The 25254-nt window shown below is 71.5% G+C and carries 24 protein-coding genes; 13 read left to right on the top strand and 11 right to left on the bottom strand.

Features of this window, described 5'->3' with window-relative positions; genetic code table 11:
- Window positions 1-25 precede the first annotated feature (25 nt).
- From QSK39_RS11635 to QSK39_RS11615, 5 genes are all read left to right on the top strand, one after another.
- Window positions 26-484, top strand: coding sequence for a MarR family winged helix-turn-helix transcriptional regulator (locus QSK39_RS11635; RefSeq protein WP_285477619.1), 459 nt, complete (start codon window positions 26-28; stop codon window positions 482-484).
- Window positions 474-1691, top strand: a complete 1218-nt coding sequence (locus tag QSK39_RS11630; protein WP_285477618.1) for an MFS transporter — start codon at window positions 474-476, stop codon at window positions 1689-1691. Before QSK39_RS11635 ends, QSK39_RS11630 begins: the two co-directional genes overlap by 11 nt.
- Window positions 1692-1802: 111 nt before the next feature.
- A complete protein-coding gene (locus QSK39_RS11625) occupies window positions 1803-3860 on the top strand; it encodes a PhoX family protein (protein WP_285477617.1) in 2058 nt (685 codons plus the stop codon).
- 87 nt (window positions 3861-3947) lie between these two features.
- The gene (locus QSK39_RS11620; RefSeq protein WP_285477616.1) at window positions 3948-5543 is read left to right on the top strand and encodes a DUF7850 domain-containing protein; all 1596 of its coding nucleotides are present in this window, start codon (window positions 3948-3950) and stop codon (window positions 5541-5543) included.
- A 13-nt stretch (window positions 5544-5556) separates the two neighbouring features.
- Window positions 5557-6234 carry an SDR family oxidoreductase gene (locus QSK39_RS11615; protein ID WP_285477615.1) on the top strand — a complete coding sequence of 226 codons (678 nt, stop codon included), beginning with the start codon at window positions 5557-5559 and terminating at the stop codon, window positions 6232-6234.
- Here QSK39_RS11615 and QSK39_RS11610 read toward each other — a convergent pair.
- Genes QSK39_RS11610 through QSK39_RS11600 form a run of 3 tightly spaced genes read right to left on the bottom strand, consistent with a single transcriptional unit; the run spans window position 6231 to window position 10002 of the window.
- Window positions 6231-7535: an amidohydrolase family protein gene (locus QSK39_RS11610; protein ID WP_285477614.1), complete on the bottom strand. Its 1305-nt coding sequence runs from the start codon at window positions 7533-7535 to the stop codon at window positions 6231-6233. The two genes, QSK39_RS11615 and QSK39_RS11610, sit on opposite strands and share 4 nt — an antisense overlap.
- A 23-nt stretch (window positions 7536-7558) precedes the next feature.
- A complete protein-coding gene (locus tag QSK39_RS11605) occupies window positions 7559-8209 on the bottom strand; it encodes a response regulator transcription factor (protein WP_285477613.1) in 651 nt (216 codons plus the stop codon).
- Window positions 8206-10002 carry a sensor histidine kinase gene (locus QSK39_RS11600; protein WP_285477612.1) on the bottom strand — a complete coding sequence of 599 codons (1797 nt, stop codon included), beginning with the start codon at window positions 10000-10002 and terminating at the stop codon, window positions 8206-8208. Before QSK39_RS11600 ends, QSK39_RS11605 begins: the two co-directional genes overlap by 4 nt.
- Window positions 10003-10175: 173 nt before the next feature.
- Between QSK39_RS11600 and QSK39_RS11595 the strand changes: the two genes are divergently transcribed.
- On the top strand, window positions 10176-10877 hold the full coding sequence (locus QSK39_RS11595; RefSeq protein WP_284743517.1) for an ABC transporter ATP-binding protein: 702 nt from the start codon (window positions 10176-10178) through the stop codon (window positions 10875-10877).
- The gene (locus tag QSK39_RS11590) at window positions 10874-13123 is read left to right on the top strand and encodes an FtsX-like permease family protein (RefSeq protein WP_285477611.1); all 2250 of its coding nucleotides are present in this window, start codon (window positions 10874-10876) and stop codon (window positions 13121-13123) included. The genes QSK39_RS11595 and QSK39_RS11590 overlap by 4 nt, the downstream gene beginning before the upstream one ends.
- A gap of 91 nt (window positions 13124-13214) precedes the next feature.
- On the opposite strand, the gene trmB is transcribed toward QSK39_RS11590, so the two are convergent.
- The 6 genes from trmB to QSK39_RS11560 form a co-directional block, all read right to left on the bottom strand.
- Complete coding sequence (trmB, locus tag QSK39_RS11585; RefSeq protein WP_285477610.1) at window positions 13215-13910, bottom strand: tRNA (guanosine(46)-N7)-methyltransferase TrmB; 696 nt, start codon at window positions 13908-13910, stop codon at window positions 13215-13217.
- Between the two features lie 20 nt (window positions 13911-13930).
- Window positions 13931-14482 carry a hypothetical protein gene (locus tag QSK39_RS11580; protein ID WP_284750203.1) on the bottom strand — a complete coding sequence of 184 codons (552 nt, stop codon included), beginning with the start codon at window positions 14480-14482 and terminating at the stop codon, window positions 13931-13933.
- Window positions 14483-14660: 178 nt separating this feature from the next.
- On the bottom strand, window positions 14661-15422 hold the full coding sequence (locus QSK39_RS11575; protein ID WP_285477609.1) for a hypothetical protein: 762 nt from the start codon (window positions 15420-15422) through the stop codon (window positions 14661-14663).
- On the bottom strand, window positions 15419-16351 hold the full coding sequence (locus QSK39_RS11570) for an ABC transporter ATP-binding protein (protein WP_285477608.1): 933 nt from the start codon (window positions 16349-16351) through the stop codon (window positions 15419-15421). Before QSK39_RS11570 ends, QSK39_RS11575 begins: the two co-directional genes overlap by 4 nt.
- Before the next feature lie 91 nt (window positions 16352-16442).
- Complete coding sequence (locus tag QSK39_RS11565; protein WP_285477607.1) at window positions 16443-17192, bottom strand: ABC transporter permease; 750 nt, start codon at window positions 17190-17192, stop codon at window positions 16443-16445.
- A gap of 17 nt (window positions 17193-17209) precedes the next feature.
- On the bottom strand, window positions 17210-18148 hold the full coding sequence (locus tag QSK39_RS11560; protein WP_285477606.1) for an ABC transporter ATP-binding protein: 939 nt from the start codon (window positions 18146-18148) through the stop codon (window positions 17210-17212).
- Window positions 18149-18345: 197 nt separating this feature from the next.
- Here QSK39_RS11560 and QSK39_RS11555 point away from each other — a divergent pair, with 197 nt between their 5' ends.
- Together QSK39_RS11555 and QSK39_RS11550 are read left to right on the top strand one after the other, a co-directional pair.
- The gene (locus QSK39_RS11555) at window positions 18346-18933 is read left to right on the top strand and encodes a TetR/AcrR family transcriptional regulator (protein ID WP_285477605.1); all 588 of its coding nucleotides are present in this window, start codon (window positions 18346-18348) and stop codon (window positions 18931-18933) included.
- On the top strand, window positions 18930-19874 hold the full coding sequence (locus tag QSK39_RS11550; RefSeq protein ID WP_285477604.1) for an SDR family NAD(P)-dependent oxidoreductase: 945 nt from the start codon (window positions 18930-18932) through the stop codon (window positions 19872-19874). Before QSK39_RS11555 ends, QSK39_RS11550 begins: the two co-directional genes overlap by 4 nt.
- Window positions 19875-19877: 3 nt before the next feature.
- Here QSK39_RS11550 and QSK39_RS11545 read toward each other — a convergent pair whose 3' ends face one another.
- Entirely contained in the window at window positions 19878-20534 is a 657-nt protein-coding gene (locus tag QSK39_RS11545; protein ID WP_285477603.1) for a response regulator, read from the bottom strand.
- The gene (locus QSK39_RS11540; RefSeq protein WP_502873272.1) at window positions 20531-21697 is read right to left on the bottom strand and encodes a sensor histidine kinase; all 1167 of its coding nucleotides are present in this window, start codon (window positions 21695-21697) and stop codon (window positions 20531-20533) included. The genes QSK39_RS11545 and QSK39_RS11540 overlap by 4 nt, the downstream gene beginning before the upstream one ends.
- A gap of 191 nt (window positions 21698-21888) precedes the next feature.
- On the opposite strand from QSK39_RS11540, the gene QSK39_RS11535 reads away from it, so the two are divergent.
- Genes QSK39_RS11535 through QSK39_RS11520 form a run of 4 tightly spaced genes read left to right on the top strand, consistent with a single transcriptional unit; the run spans window position 21889 to window position 25248 of the window.
- Window positions 21889-23403 (top strand): dynamin family protein, encoded by a 1515-nt coding sequence (locus tag QSK39_RS11535; RefSeq protein ID WP_285477996.1) that lies wholly within the window; start codon window positions 21889-21891, stop codon window positions 23401-23403.
- 60 nt (window positions 23404-23463) lie between these two features.
- Complete coding sequence (locus QSK39_RS11530; RefSeq protein ID WP_285477602.1) at window positions 23464-24111, top strand: hypothetical protein; 648 nt, start codon at window positions 23464-23466, stop codon at window positions 24109-24111.
- Window positions 24112-24157: 46 nt separating this feature from the next.
- Window positions 24158-24637 (top strand): YqeB family protein, encoded by a 480-nt coding sequence (locus QSK39_RS11525; RefSeq protein WP_285477601.1) that lies wholly within the window; start codon window positions 24158-24160, stop codon window positions 24635-24637.
- A complete protein-coding gene (locus tag QSK39_RS11520; RefSeq protein ID WP_285477600.1) occupies window positions 24634-25248 on the top strand; it encodes a TetR/AcrR family transcriptional regulator in 615 nt (204 codons plus the stop codon). The genes QSK39_RS11525 and QSK39_RS11520 overlap by 4 nt, the downstream gene beginning before the upstream one ends.
- Window positions 25249-25254 lie beyond the last annotated feature (6 nt).

Raw genomic sequence — 25254 nt, 5'->3', positions numbered from 1 at the left:
TACTAATTTTTGTTAGCATAGCTAAGTGACTTCCGCGATCGCCGATCTCGCCCACCGGCTGCGGCCGCTGGTCTTCCGGCTCTACCACCAGGTGCGCCGCCAGACCCCGCAGCTGACGCTGACCCTCACGCAGGGGTCGGTGCTGAGCGAACTCGTCAACGGCGGGCCGCGGCGGATGAGCGCGCTGGCGGAGTTCGAGCGGGTCAAGCTGCCGTCGATGACCGACGTCGTCAGCCGCCTCGAACGCCTCGGCCTGGCCACCCGCACGCCGGACCCCGCCGACCGGCGGGCGGTGCTCGTGGACGTCACCGACGAGGGTCGTCGCTTCTACGCCGAGATGGTCACCGCCCGCGAAGAGTTCCTTCGCGAGCGCCTGATCGCGATGGACGACGCCGACCGCGCTGCGATCGAGGCCGCCCTCCCGGCCCTCGCCAAGCTGCTTGTCGACACCAAGAAGGAGGAACTGATCAGCGATGAGCGCTGAACACCACTCGAGCCTGCTGGACGCCGTCAAGGGCCAGCCCAAGCAGGTGTGGATCACCGCGTTCGCCGCGGTCATCGCCTTCATGGGGATCGGGCTGGTCGACCCGATCCTGCTGTCCATCGCCAAGGGCCTGGACGCGACGCCGTCGCAGGTCACCTTGCTCTTCTCGTCGTACCTCGGCGTCCAGGTCGTCGCGATGCTGGTCACCGGCGCGGCGAGCGCCAAGTTCGGGCCGAAGCGCACGGTGCTGGTCGGGCTGACGCTGATCGTCGCCGCCACCGCGCTGTGCTCGGCCGCCGGCTCGATCGAGCAGCTCGTCGGGCTGCGCGCGGTCTGGGGCCTCGGCAACGCGTTCTTCATCGCGACCGCGCTTTCGGTGATCGTCGGCGCCGCGACCGGCGGCCAGTCCGGCGCGATCCTGCTCTACGAAGCCGCCCTCGGCGTCGGCCTGTCGGTCGGCCCGCTGCTGGGCGCCCTGCTCGGCAGCATCTCGTGGCGCGGCCCGTTCCTCGGCACGGCGGTCCTGATGGCCGGCGCGCTCGTACTGTGCGCGGTGTTCTTGAAGAGCGACAAGCACGAGAAGCGTGACCCGATCAAGCTGCTCGACCCGCTGCGCGCGCTGAAGCACACCGGCCTGCTGCGCACCTCGGTCGCGTCCGCGCTGTACACCGCCGCGTTCTTCGCGGTGCTGGCCTGGTCGCCGTTCGTGCTGGGCTGGAACGCCATCGCCGTCGGGCTGATCTTCTGCGGCTGGGGCCTGTGCGTCGCGGTGGCGGGCGTGGCGTTGGCGCCGCGGCTGGCCGCGAAGCTGGGTGAGCGGCACGCCGCCGCGGCCGCCGTCTTCGGCTACGCCGTGCTGATGCTGGTGCTGGCCGTGCCGAGCAAGCCGGTCCTCGTCGCCGGCATCATCGTCTCGGGACTGGTCTCCGGGCTGCTGAACACGCTGTTCACCGGCACCGCGATGTCCATCAGCGACGCGCCGCGCCCGGTCGCCAGCGCGGGCTACAACTTCTGCCGCTGGCTCGGTGGCGCCGTCGCCGCGACGCTCGTCGGGCACGTCGCCGAGTGGTTCGGTTCGCCGCAGGCGCCGTTCGTCGCCTCGGCCGTGCTGTGCGTCATCGCGGGCGGCCTGCTCTCACTGCGGGAGAAGAAGGCGGATGCCCACTCCGTCCCGCAGGAGGCGGCGCTCGTCGGCGAAGAGTTCTGAGTCACGGCCATTCGGGTGAGCGGTACATCTGCCGTTCACCTGAATGTCTGGAATGGCTGGTTTCGGAGGCTTACGGTCGGTTCGTTCCCGAACTCCCACCATGGAGGCCTCGTGCCCGACCGTCTGCTTCCGCTGCTGCCCGTCCACCCGGGCGGCCGCTCCCCGATCACCTGCGAGTACCGCTGCGGCAACGCCTGTGCCCACCCCGAGCCGAACGAGTCCGGGAACGAGTACTTCGGCGACGTCGTGAAGGACATCTCCCGCCGCGGAGCCTTCAAGGCCGGTGCCGTGATGGCCGCCGCGGCGGGCGGGTTCGCCGCGCTGTCGGGGACCGCGGCCGCCTCACCTGCGCAGAAGCCGCAGCCGCGGCCGGTGCCCGGCACCGACTTCGACCCGGTCCCGCCGAACAAGCTCGACGCGGTCACCGTCCCCGACGGCTACGCGCAGAACGTCGTCATCCGCTGGGGTGATCCGGTGGTGCCGGGTGCGCCGAAGTTCGACTTCACGAAGCAGACCGCGGCCGCGCAGGCCAAGCAGTTCGGCTACAACAACGACTTCGTCGGCCTGATCCCGCGGGACCCGCTGGGACTGACGAACCTGCTCGTCGTGAACCACGAGTACACGACCGAGGTGCACCTCTTCCCGGCCGACCAGTACGACCCGGCGAACCCGACCGAGGAGCAGGTGAAGATCGCGTGGGCCGCCCACGGCCTGTCGGTGCTGCTGACCCGCCGCGACCCGATCCGCGGCGGCCTCGAGGTCGTGCCCAGCCGGTACGGCCGCCGGATCACGCTCGACACGGTCTTCGAGGTGCGCGGCCCGGCCGCCGGCTCGAAGTACCTGAAGACGTCGGCCGACCCCAGCGGGCGCAAGGTCCGCGGCACGCAGAACAACTGCTCCGGCGGCGTGACGCCGTGGGGCACCGTGCTTTCCGGCGAAGAGAACATCCACCAGTACTTCGCCAACTCCGACAAGGTGACCGACCCGGTCGAGGCCGCGCGGCTGAAGCGGTACACCATCGGCACCGGCGCCAGCACCCGCAAGTGGGAGCGCTTCGACAAGCGCTGGGACGTCGCGCAGGAGCCGAACGAGCCGAACCGGTTCGGCTGGGTCGTCGAGATCGACCCGAACGACCCGACGTCGACGCCGATCAAGCACACCGCCCTGGGCCGCCTCAAGCACGAGGGCTCGAACATCAAGATCACCGCCGACGGCCGCGTCGCCGCCTACACCGGCGACGACGAGCGGTTCGAGTACATCTACAAGTTCGTCTCCAAGGGCAAGTACAAGCCGGGCAAGAGCGCGCACGCGCGCCGCCACAACTCGGCGCTGCTCGACGAGGGCACGCTGTACGTCGCCCGCTTCACCGGCGACAGCCCCGGCGAGATCGACGGCACCGGCAAGCTCCCCGCCGACGGCGAGTTCGACGGCGCCGGCGAGTGGATCCCGCTGGCCAGCGGCAACAAGTCCTTTGTGGACGGATTCACCGCGGAGGAGGTTTACGTCTTCACGCGCCAAGCCGCCGACAAGGTCGCCGCGACGAAGATGGACCGGCCGGAGGACATCGAACCGAACCCGGTCAACGGCCGGATCTACGCGGCGCTGACCAACAACTCCGACCGCGGCGCGGCGGGCAAGGCCGGCGTCGACGAGGTGAACCCGCGCGTGGCCAACAAGAACGGGCAGATCCTGGAGTGGGAGGAGCACCGCGGCGACGCGGCGTCGACGAAGTTCTCCTGGCGGCTGCTGCTCGTCTGCGGTGACCCGGCCGCGGCCGACACCTACTACGGCGGCTTCGACAAGAGCAAAGTCAGCCCGATCTCCTGCCCGGACAACGTCACCTTCGACCGGCACGGCAACCTGTGGATCTCCACCGACGGCAACGCGCTCGGCTCGAACGACGGCCTCTTCTCGGTGCCGGTGACCGGGCCGGAACGCGGGCACGTCAAGCAGTTCCTCTCGGTGCCGGTCGGCGCCGAGACGTGCGGCCCGAACGTCACCGACCACGTCGTGCTGGTCGCGGTGCAGCACCCGGGTGAGAACGCGGCGAGCTCGGCGAACCCGACGTCGCACTGGCCCGACGGCGGCACCGCGCAGCCGCGGCCGTCGCTCGTCTCGGTGTGGAAGAAGGGTCGCTTCGGACTGCCGGGCCGCATCGGCGAACGCTGACGCACCGGGCTCGCACTGGCTGAGGTTCACTCTTAAGTGGACGGTTCTCGGCCGGTGCGGGCCCGGGCGCCGCGTCATAGTCGAGGCATGATCCGTTCGGCGCGCGTGGTGGCAGTGGCGGTCGTGGCGCTCTCGGGCGCGGTGGTGCCCTCGGCGACCGCGGACCCGGCGCCCGCGTGCGGCGGGATCGCGGCCAACCCGAGCGTCGAGGAGACGGCGCGCAACGGCGCCCCGGACAGCTACGTCTTCACCCCGGCCGCGCCGGTCCCGCCCGGCACCCCGGCCGCGAAGGCGCCTAAGCTGCTGACCGAGCAGGCCTTCGCCGTCGACGGGCAGCGGTCGGCCGTGATCCAGACGCCGGACGGCAAGGCCAGCACCGCCTACTCCACCGAGAAGTTCGTCCCCGGCGGCGTGTACACGCTCAGCGTGTCGACCGGCTCGTACGTCCCGGCCGCGGGGCCGGCGACGGGCCTGCGCTTCTTCGACGTGACCGGCGCCCAGGTCCAGGAGACCAAGCTGGTCGCCGACCACGACGCCGCCGACGGCCGCCTGGCGAAGCAGGACTTCCCGGCGGCGACCGCCCCGGCGAAGGCGGTGTCGGTGAAGTTCTTCGCCACGACGAGCGCCGAACGGCTGCGCTGGGACTGCGTCGGCCTGCAGCTCGCGGCGTACTCGGTGAAGAAGGAAGTGCAGAACCCGGCGACCGGCGCGTGGGGCCCGTTCGCGACGGTCACCGCGGGCGAGACCGCGCACTACCGCGTCACCGTGACGAACGAAGGCACGCAGGACCTCACCGGGATCACGGTGCAGGACCCGTGGTGCAGCGGGAAGTTCGAGCCGTTCGCGCTGGCCGGCGGCGCGAATAAGCAGCTGACCTGCGACCACCCGGACCTGACGGTCGCCGACACCGGGCACGTCAACACGGCGAAGGTGACCGGCGTGCGGTACCCGGGCGGCACGCTGGGCGACAAGACGGCGTCGGCGACGATCACCGTCCTGCCGCCGCCGGCGATCGCCAAGATCGGCGACTTCGTGTGGAACGACCGCAACCGCGACGGGGTCCAGGACCCGGACGAGCCGGGCGTCGCGGGCGTGAAGGTGACGCTGAAGGACGGCGCGGGCGGCACGGTCGGCACTGCGACGACTGACGACAAGGGCAAGTACGGCTTCGAGAAGCTGAAGGACGGCACCTACCAGGTGTGTTTCGCGGTCCCGGCGGACTTCACGGTGACCCGCAAGGACGCGGCCGCCGACGACCGCGACTCCGACGCGGACCCGGACGGCTGCACGACACCGCGCACCCTGGGTGGACCGGACCGCGAGGACTTCACGGTGGACCTCGGGCTGGCCCCGCCGACGAACCGCATCGGTGACTTCGCCTGGTCGGACACCAACGGCAACGGCCTGCAGGACGCCGGCGAGCCGGGGTTGGCCGGGGTGAAGGCGACGCTGAACACCGGCGCGAGCGTCGTGACCGGCCCGGACGGCGCGTACGCGTTCACCGGCCTGGAGGACGGCAGCTACCAAGTTTGCTTCACGGCCGAGGGCAAGCACCCGACCGCCAAGGACACCGGCGACGACGCGAAGGACTCGGACGCGGACCCGGCGACGGGCTGCGCGGACCCACGGCAGCTCGGCCCGGGCAAACGCGAGGACACCACGGTCGACGTCGGCTTCGCGTAGTTACGGTGGAGGCATGACGGATCTTCCCCTCGCCCTCGTCACCGGTGCCTCGCGCGGGATCGGCGCGGCGGTTGCGCACCAGCTGGCCCCGACCCACCGCCTCCTCCTCGGCGGCCGTGACGCGACTGCCCTGGCCGCGCTGGCGAAGGAGCTTCCCGGCGCGACCCCGTGGCCGGTCGAGCTGACCAACCCCGCGTCGCTCGCCGAAGCCGCCGCGGACATCGCGGAGCTGGACGTCCTCGTCCACTCCGCCGGCGTCGCGCGGCTGGGCCGGATCGAAGACGCGTCCGCCGAAGCGTGGCGCGACAACTTCGAGGTCAACACCCTGGCCGTGGTCGAGCTGACCCGCCTGCTGCTCCCCGCCCTGCGCGCGGCTCGCGGGCACGTCGTCGTGATCAACTCCGGCGCCGGCCTGAACGCGCGGCCGGGCTGGTCGCCGTACGCGGCGAGCAAGTTCGCCGTCCGCGCCTTCGCCGACGCGCTGCGCGAGGAGGAGAAGGACATCCGCGTGACGTCGGTCTACCCCGGCCGCACCGACACCGAGATGCAGCAGGAGATCTTCAAGGGCGAAGGCCGCGACTACGACACTTCGCACCTGCTGAAGGCGGACTCGGTGGCGACCGCGGTGGTGACAGCCGTGTCAGCCACCCCGGACGCCCACCTCACCGAGCTGATCCTGCGGCCGAACTAACGCAGCCGCGCGGCGGTCTCGGCCACCCCGGCCTGGACCTTCGCCCGGTCCACCTTCAGCGACTCGCCGTCGGCCACGACCTGCTCGCCCGCGACCCACACGTCGCGGACCCGCCGCGATCCGGCTGCCCAGACGAGGTTCGACAGCAGCTGCACGTCCGGGACGTCCACGCCGCACGCGAAGGCCGGGTCGTCCAGGTCGATGTGGACCAGGTCGGCCCACCGGCCCGGCTCCAGCGCGCCGATGTCATCCCGGCCCAGCGCCGCCGCGCCGCCGCGGGTGGCCAGCAGGAAGACGTCGGCCGCGGTCAGCACCGTCGAGTCGCCGGTCGCCAGACGCGCGAACATCGCCGAGAGCTGCAGCTCTTCCCAGAGGTCGATGTCGTCGTTGGACGCCGGGCCGTCGGTGCCGAGGCCGACCGCGACACCTGCCGCACGCAGCTCCGCAACACGCGCGATCCCCGACGCCAGCTTCGCGTTCGAACCCGGGCAGTGCGCCATGCCGACGCCGTACCGGGCGAACAGCGCGATGTCCGAGTCCGACAGGTGGATCGCGTGCGCCGCCAGCACCCGGCCGTCGAGCACGCCGAGCTTCTGCAGCAAAGCGGGCACCGAGCCGTGCGCCTCGCGGACAGCGGTGTCCTCGGCAGCCGCCTCGGCGACGTGGATCTGGATCAGCGCACCGCGCGAAGCGGCCGACTCCGCCGTCGCGCGCAGGCCCTCTTCGGAGAGCATGTACGCCGAGTGCGGGCCGTAGCCCAGCTCGATGCGGTCGCCCGGGCCGAAGCGGAGGCCGTCGGTGTCGATCCAGCGCTCGATCGCGGTCAGCTGGGCGCGCCAGTCGAGGCCCGGCAGCTCCATCACCGGCGGCGCGACCAGCACGCGCCCGCCCGTCGTGAGGACCGCGTCGACCAGCTGCTCGCCTTCGAAGTACATCTCGGCGCTGGTCGTGACGCCGTGGCGCAGCATCTCGACCGAGCCCAGCAGCATGCCGGTGCGGACGTCGTCGGGCCGCAGCTTGGCTTCGGCGGGCCAGATGATCTCGTTGAGCCAGGGCAACAGCGGCAGGTCGCCGCCCATGCCGCGCAGTAGCGTCATTGGGCTGTGCGCGTGCGTGTTGACCAGGCCGGGGAGCAGGATGCCGGTCAGGGTGGTGACCGGTGCGGCGGACTCGGGGGCGGTGGCCGCCGGTCCGCAGTAGGAGATGCGCCCATCGGCGTCCACATCGACGACCGCGTCACGCAGGAGCGAACAAGACGTGTCGGCGGGGAGAACGACAGGGGCGTGGAAACGGCGTTGCATCTCTGGATACTACGCACCCTCGATTACGACACGACTCCACTCCGCCACGCCCAGGCGGCGATCTCCACGCGGTTGCGCGCGCCGATCTTGCCCTGCACCGATGCCAGGTGCGTCTTCACCGTGGACAGCGACAGGAACAGCTCCGCGCCGATCTCGGTGTTCGTCAGCCCGCGCGCCGCCGCCTGGACGACGTCCATCTCCCGGGCGGTCAGCGGCTCCGACGGCGGCGCCGCCTGCGACCGGGCCGAGCCGCCGTCGAAGTGCTTGAGCAGCCGGATGGTGATCTGCGGCGAGACCAGGGCATCCCCGCGGTCGGCCGCGCGGACCGCCTCGATCAGCAGGGCCGGGCCCGCGTCCTTCAGCAGGAAGCCGTGGGCGCCGTTGCGCAACGCCGTGTGCACGTATTCGTCGAGGTCGAACGTGGTGACCACGACGACTTTCAGCGGGTCGGTGACGTCCGGGCCGGCCAGCTGGCGCGTGACCTCCAGCCCGTCGAGGCCGGGCATGCGGATGTCGAGCAGGCAGACGTCCGGGCGCAGCTCGCGGGCCTTCGACACCGCCGAGACGCCGTCCGCGACATCGGCGACGACCTCGATGTCCTCCTGCGCGTCCAGGATCATGCGGAAGCCCATCCGCACCATCTCCTGGTCGTCGGCGATCAGTACCCGGATCACTCGTCCCCTTCCGTGTCTTCCCCGGCGGCCAGCGGCAGCCACGCTTCGACCCGCCAGCCGCCGTCCGGGCCGCGCCCGGCCGACAGCCGTCCCTTGAGCAGTGCGACGCGTTCGCGCATGCCGACCAGACCGTAGCCGCCCGACCCGCCCGCGGGCCGTCGCGCCGTCACGTGCCCGTTGTCCGTCACCCGCAGGTGCAGCTCCGCACCGTTCACCTCGGCCAGCACGAACGCGTCCGTCGCGTCCGAGGCGTGCTTGCCGACGTTCGTCAGCGACTCCTGGACCAGCCGCAGCGCCGAGCGGCCGACCTCGTGCGGCAGGTCCGGCGGCAGGTCGAGGTGCATCGACGTCGGCACGCCGTGGTTGGCGCTTTCGACCAGCTTCCGCAGGTCGGCGCCGAGATCCGTGGTGGCCTGCTCGCTGAACTCGCTCGACCCGGCCGGTGCGTCACCGCGCATCGAGCGGACCAGCCGCCGCATCGCCGCGAGCGCCTCGACGCCGGCGTTCTCGATCCGGCCCATCGCCTCGACCGCGATCTGCGGGTTCTGCTCGGCCATCATCCGCGCGGCCTGGGCCTGCACGACGATGCCGGTGACGTGGTGGGCGACGACGTCGTGCAGCTCGCGGGCCAGCGCCATCCGCTCGGCGGTCTGCGCGTCGGCCACCGCCGACTGGACGACCGTGGTGCGCTCGGAGTCCCGCGACCGCAGCATCAGGCCGACGGCGATGGAGATGCCGAGCAGCAACGCCGCGGCGAAGGCCAGGACGGACAGCGTCTGGGGGTCGGTCTGCAGGCCTTCGGGCCGGTCCGAGTTGAGGATCGCGCCGAGGGCGACGACGGCCGACAGGAGGCCGATCCGCGGCCACGACTGGCTCAGCCCGCGGGCGCGGGTCACGTTCACGATCACGCCCATCGCGGCGATGACCTGCACGAACGGCACGCCGCCCGGCATCGGGTAGTCGTAGCGCAGGTGCAGGAACGGCGTGACGACCGCGGAGATGAGCAGGATCCCGCCGATGCCGAGGAGCGCGTCCGCCGGCCGCCGCGGGGACAGCACCGCGATGACGGCCGCGACGAGCGAGCAGAACAGGATCGGGAACCCGCGGGCGTTGCTCGAATACGTGTAGCCGAACTCGAACAGCAGCGCGAACCCGAGCAGGCCGATCAGCGGCCACTGCCCCATGGCGAGCTCGTTCACCCGCTGCAGCTTCCGCGTCCGCGGATCGGCCTTCGGGCTGCGGTCCCGGAGCGTGATGGCCGGCACCACCGCCCCGGCGAGCAGCAGCAGGCCGAACACCAGTGCCTGGGTGGCCGTGCCGCCGTCGATGTCGCCGACGCCGCTGTACCGGCCGAAGACGGCGACGAGGCACCCGACGACCAGGACGCTGACCACGCAGAACGCCACGCCCGCCCGGGCCCGGCGGGCCACGAAGTAGACCATCAGCACCCCGGCCACGACCTCGGTGATGGTCACCTTCGGCAGCACGCTGGAGTAGGGCGGGACGCGGAACGCGTGGATGAAGAGGGTCGAGAACACCAGCACGGCGGCGCCGGTCACGCCGGCGACGGCCGCGCGCTTCTGGGCCCACACGCCGCACGCCGTCATCGCGAACATGCCGGGGAGGAGCCCGAAGTCGACGAACTTCGGGCCGTTGTCGTCGAGGGCCGCCTGCGTCGTGAAGACGACGTCGAAGAGCAGGGCGGCGAACAGGACCGCCGAGGGCACGCCGATGCGCCGCACGAGGGCGGCGGTGCGTGCGTAGAGCTTGTCTGGCGGGGGCGCGGCGGTCACAACGTGACGTTAGAGGATCCGCCCGCGTTCGCACCTTGGCCGAGTGGTCCGCACTCCCTCGGCCGATCGGCCGATACGCCACGGCTCGTGACTGGCCGTCTGCCCGAAGTGGACACCCCCCGATCTCCGCGAAGCTCATCGGCATCAAGATCCGAACCGACAGGGAGAACCTCGTGGACCCGAACACTCCACAGTGGACGAATGGGCCGGTGCTCTCCGGCCGCGGGCTGGTGAAGCGCTACGGCGCGCAGTACGCCCTGGCCGGCATCGACATCGACATCCAGCCGGGCGACGCCGTCGCCATCGTCGGGCCCTCCGGCTCCGGCAAGACGTCGCTGCTGCACGTCCTGGCCGGGATCCTCCGGGCCGACGACGGGCAGATCCTCCTGGCCGGGCAGCGGATCGACCACCTCGGCGAGAAGAAGCGCAGCGAGCTGCGCCGCACCGAGTTCGGCTTCGTCTTCCAGTCGGGGATGCTGGTCGCCGAGCTGTCGGCCGAAGAGAACGTCGCGCTGCCTTCGCTGCTGGCCGGGCTCGGCCGCAAGGAAGCCATCGACGCCGGCCGCCAGTGGCTCGCGCGCCTCGGCCTGGCCGGCAAGGAGCGCCGCCGCCCGGGCGAGCTGTCCGGCGGCGAGGCCCAGCGCGTCGCGATCGCGCGGGCGCTGACCCACCGGCCGAAGGTGATCTTCGCCGACGAGCCCACCGGCGCGCTCGACACGCGCACCGGCCGCGACACGATGGACGCCCTGCTCGGCGCCGCCCACGAGACGGGCGCCGCGGTGCTCGTGGTGACCCACGACCGCGAGCTGGCCGAGTCGATGCCGAAGACCGTCGCGATCCGCGACGGCCTGATCGCGACGAGGCAGGCGGCGTGAACTCGCTCCAGATCGCCCTGCGGGTGCTGAAGGTCGACCGGCGGACCCGGACGTCGGCGATCCTCACCGCGATCGGGGTGGCCGTCGCGACCGGGCTGGTGCTGCTGCTGGCGACGCTGCCGTTCGCCACGCAGCATCGCGAGCAGCGTGCCCTCTGGCAGGGCGAGCACTACTACAGCCGCGGCTCCGACGCCCCGGCCAAGATCCTCTTCACCTCGTCGAAGGACTACTTCGACGGCCGGCAGATCGTGCGCGTCGACGTCGCCCTGACCGGCGGTACGACACCCGGGGCCATCTCGCTGCCCGCGGGGGTGCCGCAGCTGCCGGGGCCCGGTGAGACCGTCGTGTCGCCCGCGCTCGGCCGGCTGCTGCAGGCCCACTCGGCCGACCAGCTCGGCGACCGGTTCGGCAAGCCCGTCGGCGCGCTCGGGGACGACGGTCTCCGCTACCCGGAGCAGCTCGTCGCGCTCGTCGGGCACACGCCCGACGCGATGCCGGAGAACGCCTACCCGATCGCGGGCTTCCCCGCCGGGAAGGCGAGCGCGGACGGCCTGCTGATGCTGCTGTCCTGGGTCGGGATCATCGTGCTGCTGGTGCCGAGCCTCGTGCTGGTCGCGTCGTCGGCGCGGCTGACCGCGGCCCGGCGGGAGCGTCGGCTGGCCGCGATCCGGCTGGCCGGGGCGACGCCGGGACAGGTCACGAACATGGTGGGCGCCGAGACGATCTTGTCCGCCGGCGTCGGCGCCCTGCTCGGCCTGCTGCTGAGCCCGGCGCTGCACGGCCTCGCGTCCTTCGTGCCGTGGGCCGGCGGGACCTGGCAGGCGTCCGACTTCGCGTTGCCGGTCGGCCTGACGGTGTTCATCGCCGTGGCCATCCCGGTGCTCGTGGTCCTGGCCGGCATCCTCGGCCTGCGCCGCGTGCTCAAGAACCCGCTGTTCGCGACCGGGGGCCACACGAAGAAACCCCTGCACTGGTGGCGGCTGCTGGCGCTGCCCGCGGCCGGGCTGTTCTTCCTCGTCGCGGTGACGACGGCGAAGGACTCCGGCGGCATCACGATGGTCATGGCGGGCCTGTTCCTGCTGGTCGGCTCGGCCGCGATCGTCGGGCCGTGGGTGACGTCGGCGGTGGGCGGCACGTTCGTCCGGATCTGGCGCCGGCCGTCTTCGCTGCTGGCCGGGCGCCGCCTGCGTGACGACCCGAAGAGCGCCTACCGGGCGTCCGCCGGGATCGTGCTCGCGGTGTTCGCCGGGTCGATGGCGCTGACGCTGCTGCCGACGTTCGAGTCGATGGCCGGCGGCGGGCGGTCCTTCCAGGACTCGGTGCTCTACGTCGACACCGACGCCCAGCACGCGGACAAGATCGTCGGCCAGGCCAACGCGTCCCTGCAGAAGTACGGCCAGTCCGAGAAGGCGGTCGCCGTCGGCGAGATCTACCTCGCCAAGGGCGAGGGCCGCGACCGCTCGCTCCAGCGCGGCCTGGTCATGAGCTGTGCGGACGCGGTCAAGCTGACGCGGTTCGGGATCACGCCGGAGATGTGCACCGGCGGGCCGGCGATCTACGGCGACTCCGCGCTCGACCTGGCGCAGTACAAGCTCACCGGCGACTACGACGCGCCGGGTGCCACGCCGAAGTCGGGCACGCGGATGGAAGCCGTGCACTTCGCCGACTCGGACCTCTCGGGCTCGCTCGTCATCGACCCGGCCGCGCTGCCCGACGGCATCACGCCGAAGTACGTCACCGTGGTCGCGCCGACCACCGACGCGAACCGCGAGATCGTCCGCACGGCGCTGGCCGGGCCGGCCGCCGGCGCGGAGATCGGCAGCCGCGACCAATACCTGGTCAACCAGCAGACCGAGCTCGGTGACCTGCGCCGCGTCACGGTGATCGGCCTGGTCGCGGCGGGGATCCTGGCCGGCTGCAGTGCCGCCGTCGCGACCGCGGGGTCGGTGATGGACCGCCGCCGGACGTTCGGGGCGCTGATGGCCGCGGGCACGCCGGTGCGGGTGCTGGCGAGGGCGTTGCGGATGGAGGCCGCGCTGCCCGCGTTGGTCGCCACCATCGGCGCGGGAATCGTCGGGGTACTGGTCGGTGTTGGGTTGTTCAGCATGGTCGACGAGCGGGGCATCGTGCTCAGCCCGTGGATCCTGGCGCCGGTCGTGCTCGGGGTCGGGGTGGCCCTGCTCGGCGCGTCGGTCTGCACACCCGCCCTCAAGCGGGTGCAGGCGGAGCCGCTGGCCGACGAATAGGACGTTCGCCCCTCTGTCGGGGGAGGGGCGAGCACCGGGGGTGGTGAGCTGAAGGGGACCTTCTCCGCCGGGGATCCGGGGAGGGTCCCCTTCAGCGCTTTTCGAAGATCAGGTCGTGCGAGACGCGGCCTTCGACGTCGGCGCGCTGCTCGAACTTCGTCACCGGCCGCCACTCCGGCCGCGGCGCCCAGCCGTCGTACCGGTTCTTCAACGCCGGCTCCGCGGAACAGACCTCGAGCATCTGCTCGGCGTAGTTCTCCCAGTCGGTCGCCATGTGGAACGTGCCGCCGGGCGCCAGCCGCGACGCCACGAGCGCGGCGAACGACGGCGACACGATCCGCCGCTTGTGGTGCTTCTTCTTCGGCCACGGGTCCGGGAAGAACAGCCGGACGCCGTGCAGCGACCCCGGCTCGACGTGCTCGGTCAGCAGCACGACGGCGTCGCCGTGCAGCAGCCGCAGGTTCTCGACACCCAGCTTTTCGGCACGCAGCATCAGCTGCCCGAGGCCGGGGTCGTAGACCTCGACGGCGACGTAGTTCAGCTCCGGGGCCGCGGCGGCCAGCTGCGAGGTGGTCTCGCCCATGCCGGAGCCGATCTCGACCAGCACCGGCGCCTCACGGCCGAACCACGCGGCGAAGTCCAGCTTCCCGGCGGGCAGCTCGCCGACGGTGCGGCCGAGGTCCGGCCACAGCTCGTCCCACGCGCGCTGCTGTCCGACGGTCATCCGGCCGCCGCGCTTGACGAAGCTGACGACGCTGCGCAGCCGGGGCTGGTCCTCGTTTTCCACCCACCGAGGCTAACGAACGGTCAGCGAACGGCTTCGAGCTCCCCGAGACGAGACCGCAGCCCCGCCAGCCCGGCGATCGCGATCGGGTCCGGCGTCGGCCCGCTGTGCGCCGGCAGGACGTCGATCCAGCCGGGGTGCCGGTCGGTGTTCATCACCGTCGTGGGAATCGCGTGTCCCGATTTCCCGCGTTCGGACGGGATGAACTCCCAGTAGCCGGATTCGCCGTCCGCCGCCCACGGGACGAATTCCCACCCCGGTCGCCTGCCGAGCAGTTGCGCGATGCGGTCCTCGACGCGGAAACCCTGTTCGCGCGAATCGAGGGTGCCGTCGGCCACCGCCCGCAGCCACCACGGCGCGGGCACCTGTCCCACCATCCCGGCCGAGGCGCGGAACAGGGCCAGGACGCTGTCTTCGGGCGCGCGGTGCACCCACGCCCGGCGGAGCTCGGCCGGCGTCGTCGCCGCCATGGCGGCCGGCGGGAGGTCGATCGCCCGCGACCATTCGAGGTCCAGCATGGGTTCGAGCCGGGGTACGTCGTCTTCGACGCGAGCTCGGGGAATGGTGCCACCCAATTCTTGCCCGGTGTCCACCGTCAAGATTCACCTCCAGGGGGGAGTTCAGACGGTTCCGGTGCGCTCTCTTACGAATATTGCCTGGTCATAGCATTATGTCCGGTGCCTGTGAGAGAAGCCACAGGCTCTTCATCTTTTGTTAACACGAAATCTTGCGGTATTGAGAGCCTGATCACGCTCAGGCGTCGCGCCGTGCCGTGACGAGCACACCGGCCACGAACAGGGCAACGCAGATCGCCGCGAAGTAACCGAGGTAGCCCCACGGGCCGAGCGGGGCCGCCGGCAGCTGCAGCGGGCCCGCGCCGAACCCGCCGGCACCGACGAACTGGTCGGCCGCGTGGAACGGCATCCACTGGTAGATGTGCTTGCCGGCACCCGGGATGAAGATCACCACGCCTTCGAGCACCTGCGTCCACACGAGCACCACGGTCAGGGCGAAGGCGATGCTGCGCAGCAGCAGGGCGACGCCGACGCCGGCCACCGCGGAAAGCAGGAAGACCAGGCTCTGCCCGACCACCGAGCGCCACTCCGCGCCCGAGTGCAGCGCGAGGTCGGCGTCCGGCGCCACCAGCGTCGCCAGGCCCCACGAGCCGAAGCCGACGACCAGCCCGAGCCCGGCGCCGACCGCGCCGATGACGGCGACCTTCGCCAGCAGCGCGGGCACCCGGCTCGGCACGGCCTGGAAGGTCAGCCGCATGGTGCCCCAGTTGAACTCCGACGCCGTCGCGAGGATCGCGAGGACGACCAGCACGGTCCGGCCGTTGCCGCTCGCGAGCTGGGTGTTGCCGACCGTCGGCGGGATCTCCGGCCCGGCCAGCGCGAAGAACAACGCGGTGAAGCCGAGCGGCGCGGCGAACGCCAGTGCCAGGCACCACCAGGGTGCTCGGGTGCTGAAGAGCTTGATGCGCTCGGCGCGCAGGAGGTTGGCGGGCGTGGTCATCGGGTGGCCTCCGAAGAAGGCGCGGCAGCCGCGGCGGGCATCGCGAACTCCACGGCGTCGCGGGTGAGGTCGAGGTAGGCCTGCTCGAGCGAGCCGGTGATCGGGCTCAGCTCGTGCAGCGTCGCCCCGGCGTCGAAGGCGAGCTGCCCGATCCGGTCACTGTCCAACCCGGACACGACGAACGCGCCATCGGCTTCGGTGAACTCCGCCTGCCCGGTCAGCGCGGCCCGCAGCTCGTCGGCGTGCGGGGTGCGGACGCGGACCCCGTGCTCGCTCGTCTGCGCCACGAAGTCGGCCATCGTGCCCTGGTAGATCAGCCGGCCGCGGCCGATCACGACCAGGTCCTGCGCGGTCTGCGCCATCTCGGGCAGCAGGTGGCTGGAGACGAAGACGGTCCGGCCGTCGGCGGCCAGCGCGTGCAGCAGCTGCCGGATCCAGGCCATGCCCTCGGGGTCGAGGCCGTTCACCGGCTCGTCGAACAGCAGCACGCGCGGGTCGCCGAGCAGCGTGCACGCGATCCCGAGCCGCTGGAGCATGCCGAGGGAGTACTGCCCGGCCCGGCGGTCGGCGGCGCTGGTCAGCCCGACCAGGTCGAGCACCTCGTCGACGCGCTTCCCGGGGAGGCCGTTGGTCGCGGCCAGCCAGCGGAGGTGGTCGCGCCCGCTGCGGCCGGGGTGGCGCCAGGTGGCGTCCAGCATCGCGCCGACCGTCTTGAGCGGGTCTTGCAGCTGCCGGTACGGGACGCCGTCGATGAGCGCGGTGCCCGCGTCGGGTGAGTCGAGTCCGAGGATCAGCCGCATGGTGGTGGACTTGCCGGCGCCGTTCGGGCCGAGGAAGCCGGTGACGCGCCCCGACCGCGCGGTGAACGTCAGCTCGTTGACCGCGGTGGTGGGGCCGTACCGCTTGGTCAGTGCCTTCGCTTCGATCACCCGGGGAGCCTAGCGGGAAACGGGAATCCGGGTCGCCCCCCGACAGCGCGACCCGGATTCCCGTTTCTCTCCCCTTTTCCCCTGTTTCCCCTCAGGCGTCCCGCTTCTTCGCAACCCCGAGTGCGACGAGCAGGAACACGATCGCGATGCCGGCGAAGTACGCCAGCGCCCAGCCCGGGCTCAGCGGCGAGTCCGACGGCGCGGGGCCGTCGACGATCGCCGAGCCGCGCAGGAACTTGTTCGCCACGTTGAACGGCAGCCACTCGTGGATGGTGTGGCCGATCTTCGGGATCAGCTGCACCAGCTCTTCCACGGCCAAGTAGTAGATGAGCAGCAGTGCGATGGCACCGGCGCTGTGCCGGATCATGATCCCGAGTGCGACGGCGAGCACGGCGCTGAGGGCGAACACCGGACCGAGGCCCGCGACGTTCATCCAGTCCTGCGACGTGTGCAGGCCGAGCCCGTCGTCCGGCCGCATGAGCATGCCGAGGCCCATCGCGCCGAACGCGGCGATTTCGCCGATGACCAGCGCCACCAGCGCGACGACGACCGCCTTGGCGATCAGCGCCGGCGAGCGGTGCGGCACCGCCTGGAACGTGGTGCGGATGGTGTTGAAGCGGTATTCGGTGGTCACCGCGAGCGCGGCGAGCACCATGACGACGGCGATGCCGAACTGGGAGCCGCCGAACTGGGTGGCGGACAGCGTGAGCTGTGAGTCGGACGGCGTCGCACCGGCGATGATGGCGGCGAAGCCGATGGTCAGGGCCAGGGTGATGAGTGCGCACCACCACGGCGAGCGGGTGCTGAACAGCTTGATGCGTTCGACCGCGAGTAGGTTCATGATCTTGGTTTCCCCGGTTACTTGGCGGACTCGAGCACGTGCTGCGCCTCGGCGTCGAGACCGGTGTGGTACTCGACGGAGTCGCCGGTGATCTGCATGAAGGCCTGCTCGAGCGAGCCGGTCTGCGGGCTCAGCTCGTGCAGCACGATCCGGTTGGACGCGGCGATCTCGCCGATCTTGTCGCTGTCCATCCCGGACACCACGAGCGCGTTCCCCTCGTCGGCGACGCCGGCGCTCGCCCGACGCAGGACCTCACGCAGCTCGGCCAGCTGCGGCGAGCGGACCTTGACGGTGTTCTCCGCGGCGCGGGAGACGAAGTCCTCGGTCGACGACTGCGAGATCAGCTGCCCCCGGCCGATCACCACGAGGTTGCTCGCGGTCAGTGCCATCTCCGAAAGCAGGTGGCTCGACACGAACACGGTGCGGCCTTCTTCGGCCAGCCGGTGCATGAACTTCCGGATCCAGAGGATGCCCTCGGGGTCCAGGCCGTTCACCGGCTCGTCGAACAGCAGCACCTCGGGGTCACCCAGCAGGGCGGCCGCGATGCCGAGCCGCTGCGACATGCCGAGCGAGAACCCGCCGGCGCGCTTGCCCGCCACGTTGGTCAGGCCGACGGTGTCGAGCACCTCGTCGACGCGGTTCACCGGGATGCGGTTGGACTTCGCCATCCACTGCAGGTGGGCGCGCGCCGAGCGGTTGGGGTGGACCCACTTCGCGTCGAGCAGCGCGCCGACGGTGCGCAGCGGTTCCTTGAGCTGGTGGTACTTCTTGCCCCCGATGGTGACCTGACCGCCCGTGGGGTTGTCCAGGCCCAGGATCATGCGCATGGTGGTGGACTTGCCCGCCCCGTTCGGGCCGAGGAAGCCGGTGACCTGACCCGCGGCCACGGAGAACGACAGGTTGTTCACCGCCAGTGTCTTTCCGTACCGCTTGGTGAGGCCGGTTGCCTCGATCATGACTGCTCCTCTTCCGCCCCTCGCTTACGACGCGTTCATCGTCGCGGGTCGGAGCCGGTTCGCGCGTCACCCTGGAGACCGAACCGGGCCCCCTACCTGAGTAGTACCTTGCTGGCTCTTCGGCCGATGCGCGATGGGTGATGACCCTGACCCGACCCTGATTCGCGGTCATTAATGAACTGTGGTTCAATAATGGCGTGGCCCGGCCGAGGAGCATCACCGACGAGCGCCTGCTGGGTGCGGCGGAGACCGTGATCGGCCGCTGCGGCCCCGGTTTCACGCTCGCGCAGGTGGCTTCGGAGGCGGGCGTCTCGGTCGGCACGGTCGCGCAGCGGTTCGGCTCGAAGAGCGGTCTGCTGCAGGCCATGAGCCGGCGGGCCACGCGGCGGGCGGTCGAGCTCATGCGGGAGTGCGCCGAGCGGGCGGACGACCCGGTCGACGGGCTGCGCGCCGCGGCGGTGGCGGTCTACGCGGTGCTGGGTGACGCCGAAGAGGCGGCGAACCACCTGGGCCAGCTCGGCGTGGACATCGGCGACCCGGTGCTGCGGTCGCTGCTGGGCGAGCACTTCACGGCGGTCGAGGAAGAACTGCGGCGGCTCGTGCGGGCGGCGGCTTCTTCGCTGCCGCGCGCGCCGAGCGTGCCGCGGGCGGCCCGTGCGGTGCTCGGGGTCATCAACGGGGTGTCGATCGACTGGTCGATCCGGCCGCACGGGCGGCTGGCCGACCGGCTGGCGGAGGACGTCGACGCGGTGCTGACCGCGTGGCGGGGACGGGAGGAAACATGAGTGAGCTTGCGAACGAATCAGGTTCGACACTGAGCTTGAAGGGAAAGGTCGCGGTCGTCACGGGGGCGACCCGGGGCTGCGGGCGGGCGATCGCGGTGGAGTTGGGCCGCGCGGGGGCGACGGTGTACGTCACCGGCCGCACGACGCGCGAAACGGCGTCACCGCTGAAGCGCCCGGAAACGATCGAAGAGACGGGCGAACTGGTCGAGGCGGCGGGCGGCCGGGCCGTGGTGGTCCGCTGCGACTTCACGTCGGTGTCCGATGTGGACGCCTTGAAGGCGCGCATCGAGTCCGAAGTGGACGGAATCGACATCCTGGTCGACGACGTCTGGGGCGGGGACATGTTCTTCCACTTCGACGCGCCGTTCTGGGAGACACCGCTCGAAGACGCGCTCAATCTGACGCACAACGCCCTCGACACGCACCTGATCGCGTTGCACAAGCTGCTGCCGCTGGTGGTGGCCAAGCGCGGGCTGGTGCTCGAGGTGACCGACGGCGACAACGACGACTACGTCGGCGCGGGTCTCCCCTATTACCTGGCGAAGTGCGGCATCCGCGCGCTCGGCCGGGCGCTGGGCGTGGAGCTGAAGAAGAACGACTGCGTCGGGCTCGCGGTGACGCCGGGCTTCCTGCGGTCGGAGTCGATGCTGGACGCCTTCGAGGTCACCGAGGACAACTGGCGTGACGCGGTCGGCAAGATCGCCCCGGTCGACTTCAAGATCTCCGAGACGCCGTACCTGCTGGCCCGCGGCGTCGCGGCCCTGGCGCAGGACACCGACGTCGCGCGGTTCGCGGGGCAGACGCTGGCGTCCTGGACGCTGATGAAGGAGTACGGCTACACCGACGTCGACGGCGACCGCCCGGACTTCGGCCGCTGGATCACCGAGGTCCGCAACGCGGGCAAGGACCCGGCGACGACGCCGCCGGACGACTTCCGCTGACGCTCAGGCGAGGCCGGGGCGGGCGAGACCGGTTTCGTAGGCCAGCACCACGGCCTGCACCCGGTCTCGCAGCTCCAGCTTCGCCAGGATCCGCCCGACGTGCGTCTTCACCGTCGCCTCCGACAGGAACAGCGCCTCGGCGATCTCCAGGTTCGACATGCCCTTGGCGATCAGCACGAGCACCTCGCGCTCGCGGTCGGTGAGCACGTCCAGCTCCGCCGTGTCGCGCATCGGCGCGCCGCCGGTGCCGACGAAGCGGTCGAGCAGCCGGCGCGTCACCGACGGCGAGACCACCGCGTCGCCCGAGGCGACCGCGCGCAGCGCCGACACCAGGTGGCCGGGCTGGGTGTCCTTGAGGAGGAACCCGCTCGCCCCGCCTTGCAACGCCGAGTAGACGTACTCGTCGAGGTCGAACGTCGTCATCACCAGCACGCGCGCGGTGCCGGCCGCCACGATCCGCTTGGTCGCCTCGACGCCGTCGAGCACCGGCATCCGGACGTCCATCAGCACGACGTCGGGGCGCAGCTCCTCGGCCATCCGGATGGCCTGCGCGCCGTCGCCGGCCTCGCCGACGACGTCGATGTCGGCCTGCGCGCCCAGCACCATCCGGAACCCGACGCGCATCAGTTCCTGGTCGTCCACGACCACGACACGGATCACTTGTCCAACCTAACCGGCAGCGCCGCGCGGACCTGCCACCCACCACCCGGAGCAGGGCCGACGTCCAGCGTCCCGCCGTACACGTGCGCGCGTTCGCGCATGCCGATCAAGCCGTTGCCACCCGGGAGGCGGTGCGACGAAACGGCCAGCTGCGGGACGCGGCCCGCGCCGTCGTCGGACACCAGGACCTCCACCAGGTCGCCGGTGCGGTGCACCCGCACCGCGGCGGTCGCGCCGCGGCCGGCGTGCTTGAGCGTGTTGGTCAGCGACTCCTGGACGATCCGGTAGATCCCCAGCGAGACACCGGCGGGCAGGTCGCCGAGGTCGTCGGTCTCCAGTTCCACCGGCACCCCGGCGGTGCGCATCCGGTCGGCCAGCTCGGCGAGGGCGTGCGCGTCCGGCTGCGGGACGCGGGGCTCGCCGTCGGCGTCGTCGCTGCGGAGCACGTCGAGCAGGCGCCGCAGCTCGCCGAGCGCGCCGCGGCCGGTCTCGGAAATCGTTTGCAGGGCCCGTTGCGCGAGCTCGGGGTTGCTCTCGATCGCGTACGACGCGCCGTCGGCCTGCACCACCATGACGCTCACCGCGTGCGCGACGACGTCGTGCAGCTCGCGCGCGATCCGCCCGCGTTCCTCCGCCACCGCGATCCGGGTGGCCTGGTCCCGTTCGGTTTCGAGCAGGTGCAACCGGGCCTCCACTTCCACGTCGTAGGCGCGCCGGGCGCCGACGAACTCGCCGAGCGTCCAGCACAGGGCGATGCCGAACGCGAGGAACAGGATTGCGATGAAGAGCTCGTCGTCCGGTGGCGCCAGCGCCAGCTGCACGGCCGACGAGACGATGACCGCGCCGACGAAGACCAGGCCCTGCCGGCGCCCGGCGTAGACGACGACCGAGTAGATGCTCATCGCCAGCCCGGCAGCGCTGCCGATGCCGAGCATCAGCGTCGCGTGCACGATGCTGACGACCAGCACGACGTAGGCCGACCACAGCGGCGACCGCCGCCGGAACACCAGCGGTGCGACCATCGCGATGTTGATCGGCACGGCCACGTACCAGGGCGGCAGCTCCGGCAGCTCGGCGAACTGGTCGGCGACGAACAGCAGCAGGTCGACGAACCCGAGCAGGACGGCCAGCACCGAGTCGCCCGCCATGGGGTGGGCACGCATCCAGAGGCTCAGCCGTCGCACCACACAACCCTAGGTCGCGGGCCAGGGACAGCGCGTCGGTCGTCGGTACCACCTTCGGTGCGACCTCGGGATGAGGTGCATGGCACGATTCACGGGGTTGTCGCCTACGACGGGAAGGGCTGGGGGCCGTGACGTCACCGGAGCAGGGCCGGCTCGCGGGTCCGCTGTCGATGTCGGTGGCCAACCTGTGTCACCGCCTGCAGTCGCAGGTTTCCGCGCGCACCGCGGCCGGCTTCGCGGAAGTGCTGCGCCGGCTCGGCGCGCCGCTGCAGGTGGCTGTCGCCGGGCGGATCAAGTCGGGCAAGTCCACGCTGGTCAACGCGCTGATCGGGCGCCGGGTCGCGCCGACCGACATCGGGGAGTGCACGCGGCTGGTGACCCGGTTCCAGTACGGCACGGTCGATCGCGTCGAGATCGTCTTCACCGACGGCCGCAAGCAGGTGCTCCCGTTCGCCTCCGACGGGATGATCCCGGCCGAGCTCGGCGTCGACATCACCACGGTGTCGCACATCGAGGCGTACCTGACCAACGCCGTCCTCCAGGGCATGACGGTGATCGACACCCCCGGCCTCGGCTCGCTCGACGCCGCTTCGGTGTCTCGCACCGAGCAGCTCCTGGGCGCCGCGAAGCACCGCAAAGAAGAGGACGACGAAGGTTCCGACGAGCTCGACGACACCTCGCGCAACGCCGTCGCCGGTGCCGAAGCGGTCCTCTACGTCGTCACGCAGGGCGTCCGCGCCGACGACCAGCAGGCCCTCGCCGCCTTCACCGCGGCCACCGCGAGCCGCGAGGCCGGCCCGGTCAACGCCATCGCCGTGCTGAACAAGGCCGACACGATCGCGCCGGAGTCGGTCGAAGGCGCGGACGGCGACGTCTGGAAGGCCGCGACGATCCTGTCGGAGAAGCAGGCGTCGACGTTGAAGCCGCGCGTCGCCGACGTGCTCCCGGTGATCGGGCTGATCGCCGAGTCCGCCGAGTCCGGCGGGTTCACCTCCGCCGACGCCGAGGCGCTGCGGCAGCTCGCCGACCTCGACGACGACATCCTGCAGACCATGCTGATCTCGGCCGACATCTTCACCAGCTGGGAGTGCGACGTCCCGTCGGGCACCCGGCTGCGGCTGCTGGAGAAGCTCGACCTGTTCGGCATCTCGCACGCCGTCGAGGCCATCCGCAAGGAACCGGAGCTCACGGCCGGTGCCCTGCGGCGCTCGCTGCTCGACGCGTCCGGGCTGGAAGCCGTGCGGCACCGGTTGTCGATCGTGTTCGCCGCCCGCGCCGACGGCATCAAAGCGGCCGCCGCCCTCGCGTCGGTCACCGCGCTCGCCCACTCCTCGGGCGACCCGGCCGAGCGCCAGCGCGTCCACGACGCCATCGAGGTCCTGCTCGCCAAGCCCGAGGCCCACCAGCTGCGGCTGCTCGAAGCGCTGACGCTGGTCGCCTCCGGCGCGGTCGACATGCCGGAGGACCTGTCGGAAGAGGTGCTGCGGGTGGGCAGCAACGCCGACATCGGCGCGCAGCTCGGCAAGCCCGGCGCCCCGCGACCGGAGCTGGCGGCGCACGCACTCGAACGCGCCGGCTGGTGGCGGTCCTTCGCGTCCTTCGGCGCGACGCCCGCGCAGAGCCGCGTCGCGCACGTCGTGCACCGGGCGTACTTCTTGATCTGGCAACAGGTGCGCGAAGCCTGAGCCTTGTTTCACCTTGCCGACTTCTGCTGGTGGGCCCGGTTTTCCGCGTACTGTTGACTCGTGCGCCTAGAAAACACGACATCGTGGCGAGCCGGCTGGAGCAGCGAGAACGAGATCGACGTCGCGCTGTACATCCGTGACGCCCTGGCGCTGTCCGTTTCCGAAGGACAGGTGCTGCCGCCCGTGGAGCCGCAGGTCCCGGTGCACGTGCCGCCCGGGATCGACCGCGCGGCCGTCCAGGCGCAGTGGGCCGACTGGTGGGTCGACCTCCTGGCCTTTCTCCGCAACCGCGAAGACCCGGACCCGCGCAGCCCGCGCACCCGCTACGGCAGGCCCGCGCTCGCGCAGGGGTCGGCGATGCGCCAGGCGCTCGACGTCTTCGGCCCGGCCGCGGCCCGCCACTTCGCCAACGCGCGCGGACCGGCACTGCGCGGCGCGGGCGAGCCGTCGGGCGGCACGCCGTGGGCGCCCGGGTTCTACCGCCGCCAGATCGTCGCCGGCGAACGGCTCGGCCAGCTGGTGCGCGAGGCCGAGGTGCGGCTGGGGCGGCGCGCGTACCCGTTCCGGCTGAACGTCATCGAGATCTCCGTCGCCGGGTCGATCTGGCTGCGCACGGCCGACGACCAGCTGCTCGTCTCGTCCCGGCTCGCCGAAGACGGTCCCGGCCTCGAAGCCGTGCTCCGCGAGGTGATCGACGAGCTGGTCTGAGCCCCCGGCTTTCTTAAACCGAGTACGCGGTCTGATAATAGGCCGCATGGAGACGACCGTCGACGAGCCGTCGTGGCTGCGCACCGCGTCCTGGATCGGCTGCCCGCTCGCCGGCGGTGCGCTCGGCGTGGGCGTGTGGGCCATCGCCGCGTGGGTCAGCAGCCTCGACGCCTTCCCGTTCCAGGGCGTGTTCAAGGTCCTCACGAAGCTGCCTCAGCCGTGGGCGACGATCGCCGCGGTCGCCGGCGGGCTCGTGCTCGGCCTGGTGTTCGCCGTGATCTGGGCGGCGGAGCGCCTGGTCGTCACGGTGTCGCCGACCCGGGTCACGCTGGTCCGCGGCGACAAGACGCGGCGCATCGAGGCCGACCTCGAAGCCGTCTACCTCGACGGCAAGGAGCTCGTCCTGCGCACCACCGACGGTCGCGAGATCGCCCGCGAGAAGACGGACCTGCGCAACCACGAGCTGGCGCCGGCCTTCGCCGAGCACGGCTACCCCTGGCGCGACGAGCCGCCGGTCGAGCGATGAGGACGGTCGACCCGGCCAAGCACGCGGCCAAGCGCGCCTCGATCGTCGACGCCGCCGCGGGCTGCTTCGCCGAGAAGGGCTTCGAGCGGACGACGACGGCGGACATCTGCCGGGCCGCGGGCATCAGCTCCGGCAGCCTCTTCCACTACTTCCCGAACAAGCGCGCGATGTTCACGGCGATCTTCACCGACGACGCCGTCGAAACCGGGAAGCGGCTGGCAGCGGCGGCGGAAGCGGCCGACCCGTGGGAAGCGCTGCTCGACGTCGTCACTGAGCTGGCCGGCCAGGTCGCGCACCCCGCCGTCGTCCGGCTGGTCCTGGAAGCCGCGGCGCAGGCCGCCCGCGACGACGAGTTCGCCGAACTGGTCCGGCGCAACGACGGCGCACTCCGCGACGGCCTGGCGGTGCTGGTCGGGCGGGCCGCCGGCGCCGGGCTGATCGACCCCGGCGTCGCCCCGCGTGCGGCCGCCGGCTGGGTCGCCGGGCTGATCGACGCGATGATTTCGCGGGCCGCCCTCGACCCCGGTCTCGATCTGCCCGCGGAGCAAGCGATCCTCCGGACGATCCTGGTCCGGTTCCTTCGTCCCGTTTCGCCCCCGGATGGCGCTTGAGTGCTC

Source organism: Amycolatopsis sp. NBRC 101858 (assembly GCF_030269325.1).
GTDB classification, from domain to species: domain Bacteria; phylum Actinomycetota; class Actinomycetes; order Mycobacteriales; family Pseudonocardiaceae; genus Amycolatopsis; species Amycolatopsis ponsaeliensis.
Note: the sequence above shows the minus strand (reverse complement) of the source record. Positions and strands in the feature narration are given on the sequence as shown.

Coding starts and splice junctions, on each gene's coding strand:
- QSK39_RS11565 (WP_285477607.1), bottom strand. CDS start 17,192: ATGAACCTACTCGCGGTCGAACGCATCAAGCTGTTCAGCACCCGCTCG.
- QSK39_RS11525 (WP_285477601.1), top strand. CDS start 24,158: ATGGAGACGACCGTCGACGAGCCGTCGTGGCTGCGCACCGCGTCCTGG.
- QSK39_RS11615 (WP_285477615.1), top strand. CDS start 5,557: ATGACGGATCTTCCCCTCGCCCTCGTCACCGGTGCCTCGCGCGGGATC.
- QSK39_RS11620 (WP_285477616.1), top strand. CDS start 3,948: ATGATCCGTTCGGCGCGCGTGGTGGCAGTGGCGGTCGTGGCGCTCTCG.
- QSK39_RS11520 (WP_285477600.1), top strand. CDS start 24,634: ATGAGGACGGTCGACCCGGCCAAGCACGCGGCCAAGCGCGCCTCGATC.
- QSK39_RS11540 (WP_502873272.1), bottom strand. CDS start 21,697: ATGCGTGCCCACCCCATGGCGGGCGACTCGGTGCTGGCCGTCCTGCTC.
- QSK39_RS11535 (WP_285477996.1), top strand. CDS start 21,889: ATGTCGGTGGCCAACCTGTGTCACCGCCTGCAGTCGCAGGTTTCCGCG.
- QSK39_RS11560 (WP_285477606.1), bottom strand. CDS start 18,148: ATGATCGAGGCAACCGGCCTCACCAAGCGGTACGGAAAGACACTGGCG.
- QSK39_RS11575 (WP_285477609.1), bottom strand. CDS start 15,422: ATGACCACGCCCGCCAACCTCCTGCGCGCCGAGCGCATCAAGCTCTTC.
- QSK39_RS11550 (WP_285477604.1), top strand. CDS start 18,930: ATGAGTGAGCTTGCGAACGAATCAGGTTCGACACTGAGCTTGAAGGGA.
- QSK39_RS11610 (WP_285477614.1), bottom strand. CDS start 7,535: ATGCAACGCCGTTTCCACGCCCCTGTCGTTCTCCCCGCCGACACGTCT.
- QSK39_RS11630 (WP_285477618.1), top strand. CDS start 474: ATGAGCGCTGAACACCACTCGAGCCTGCTGGACGCCGTCAAGGGCCAG.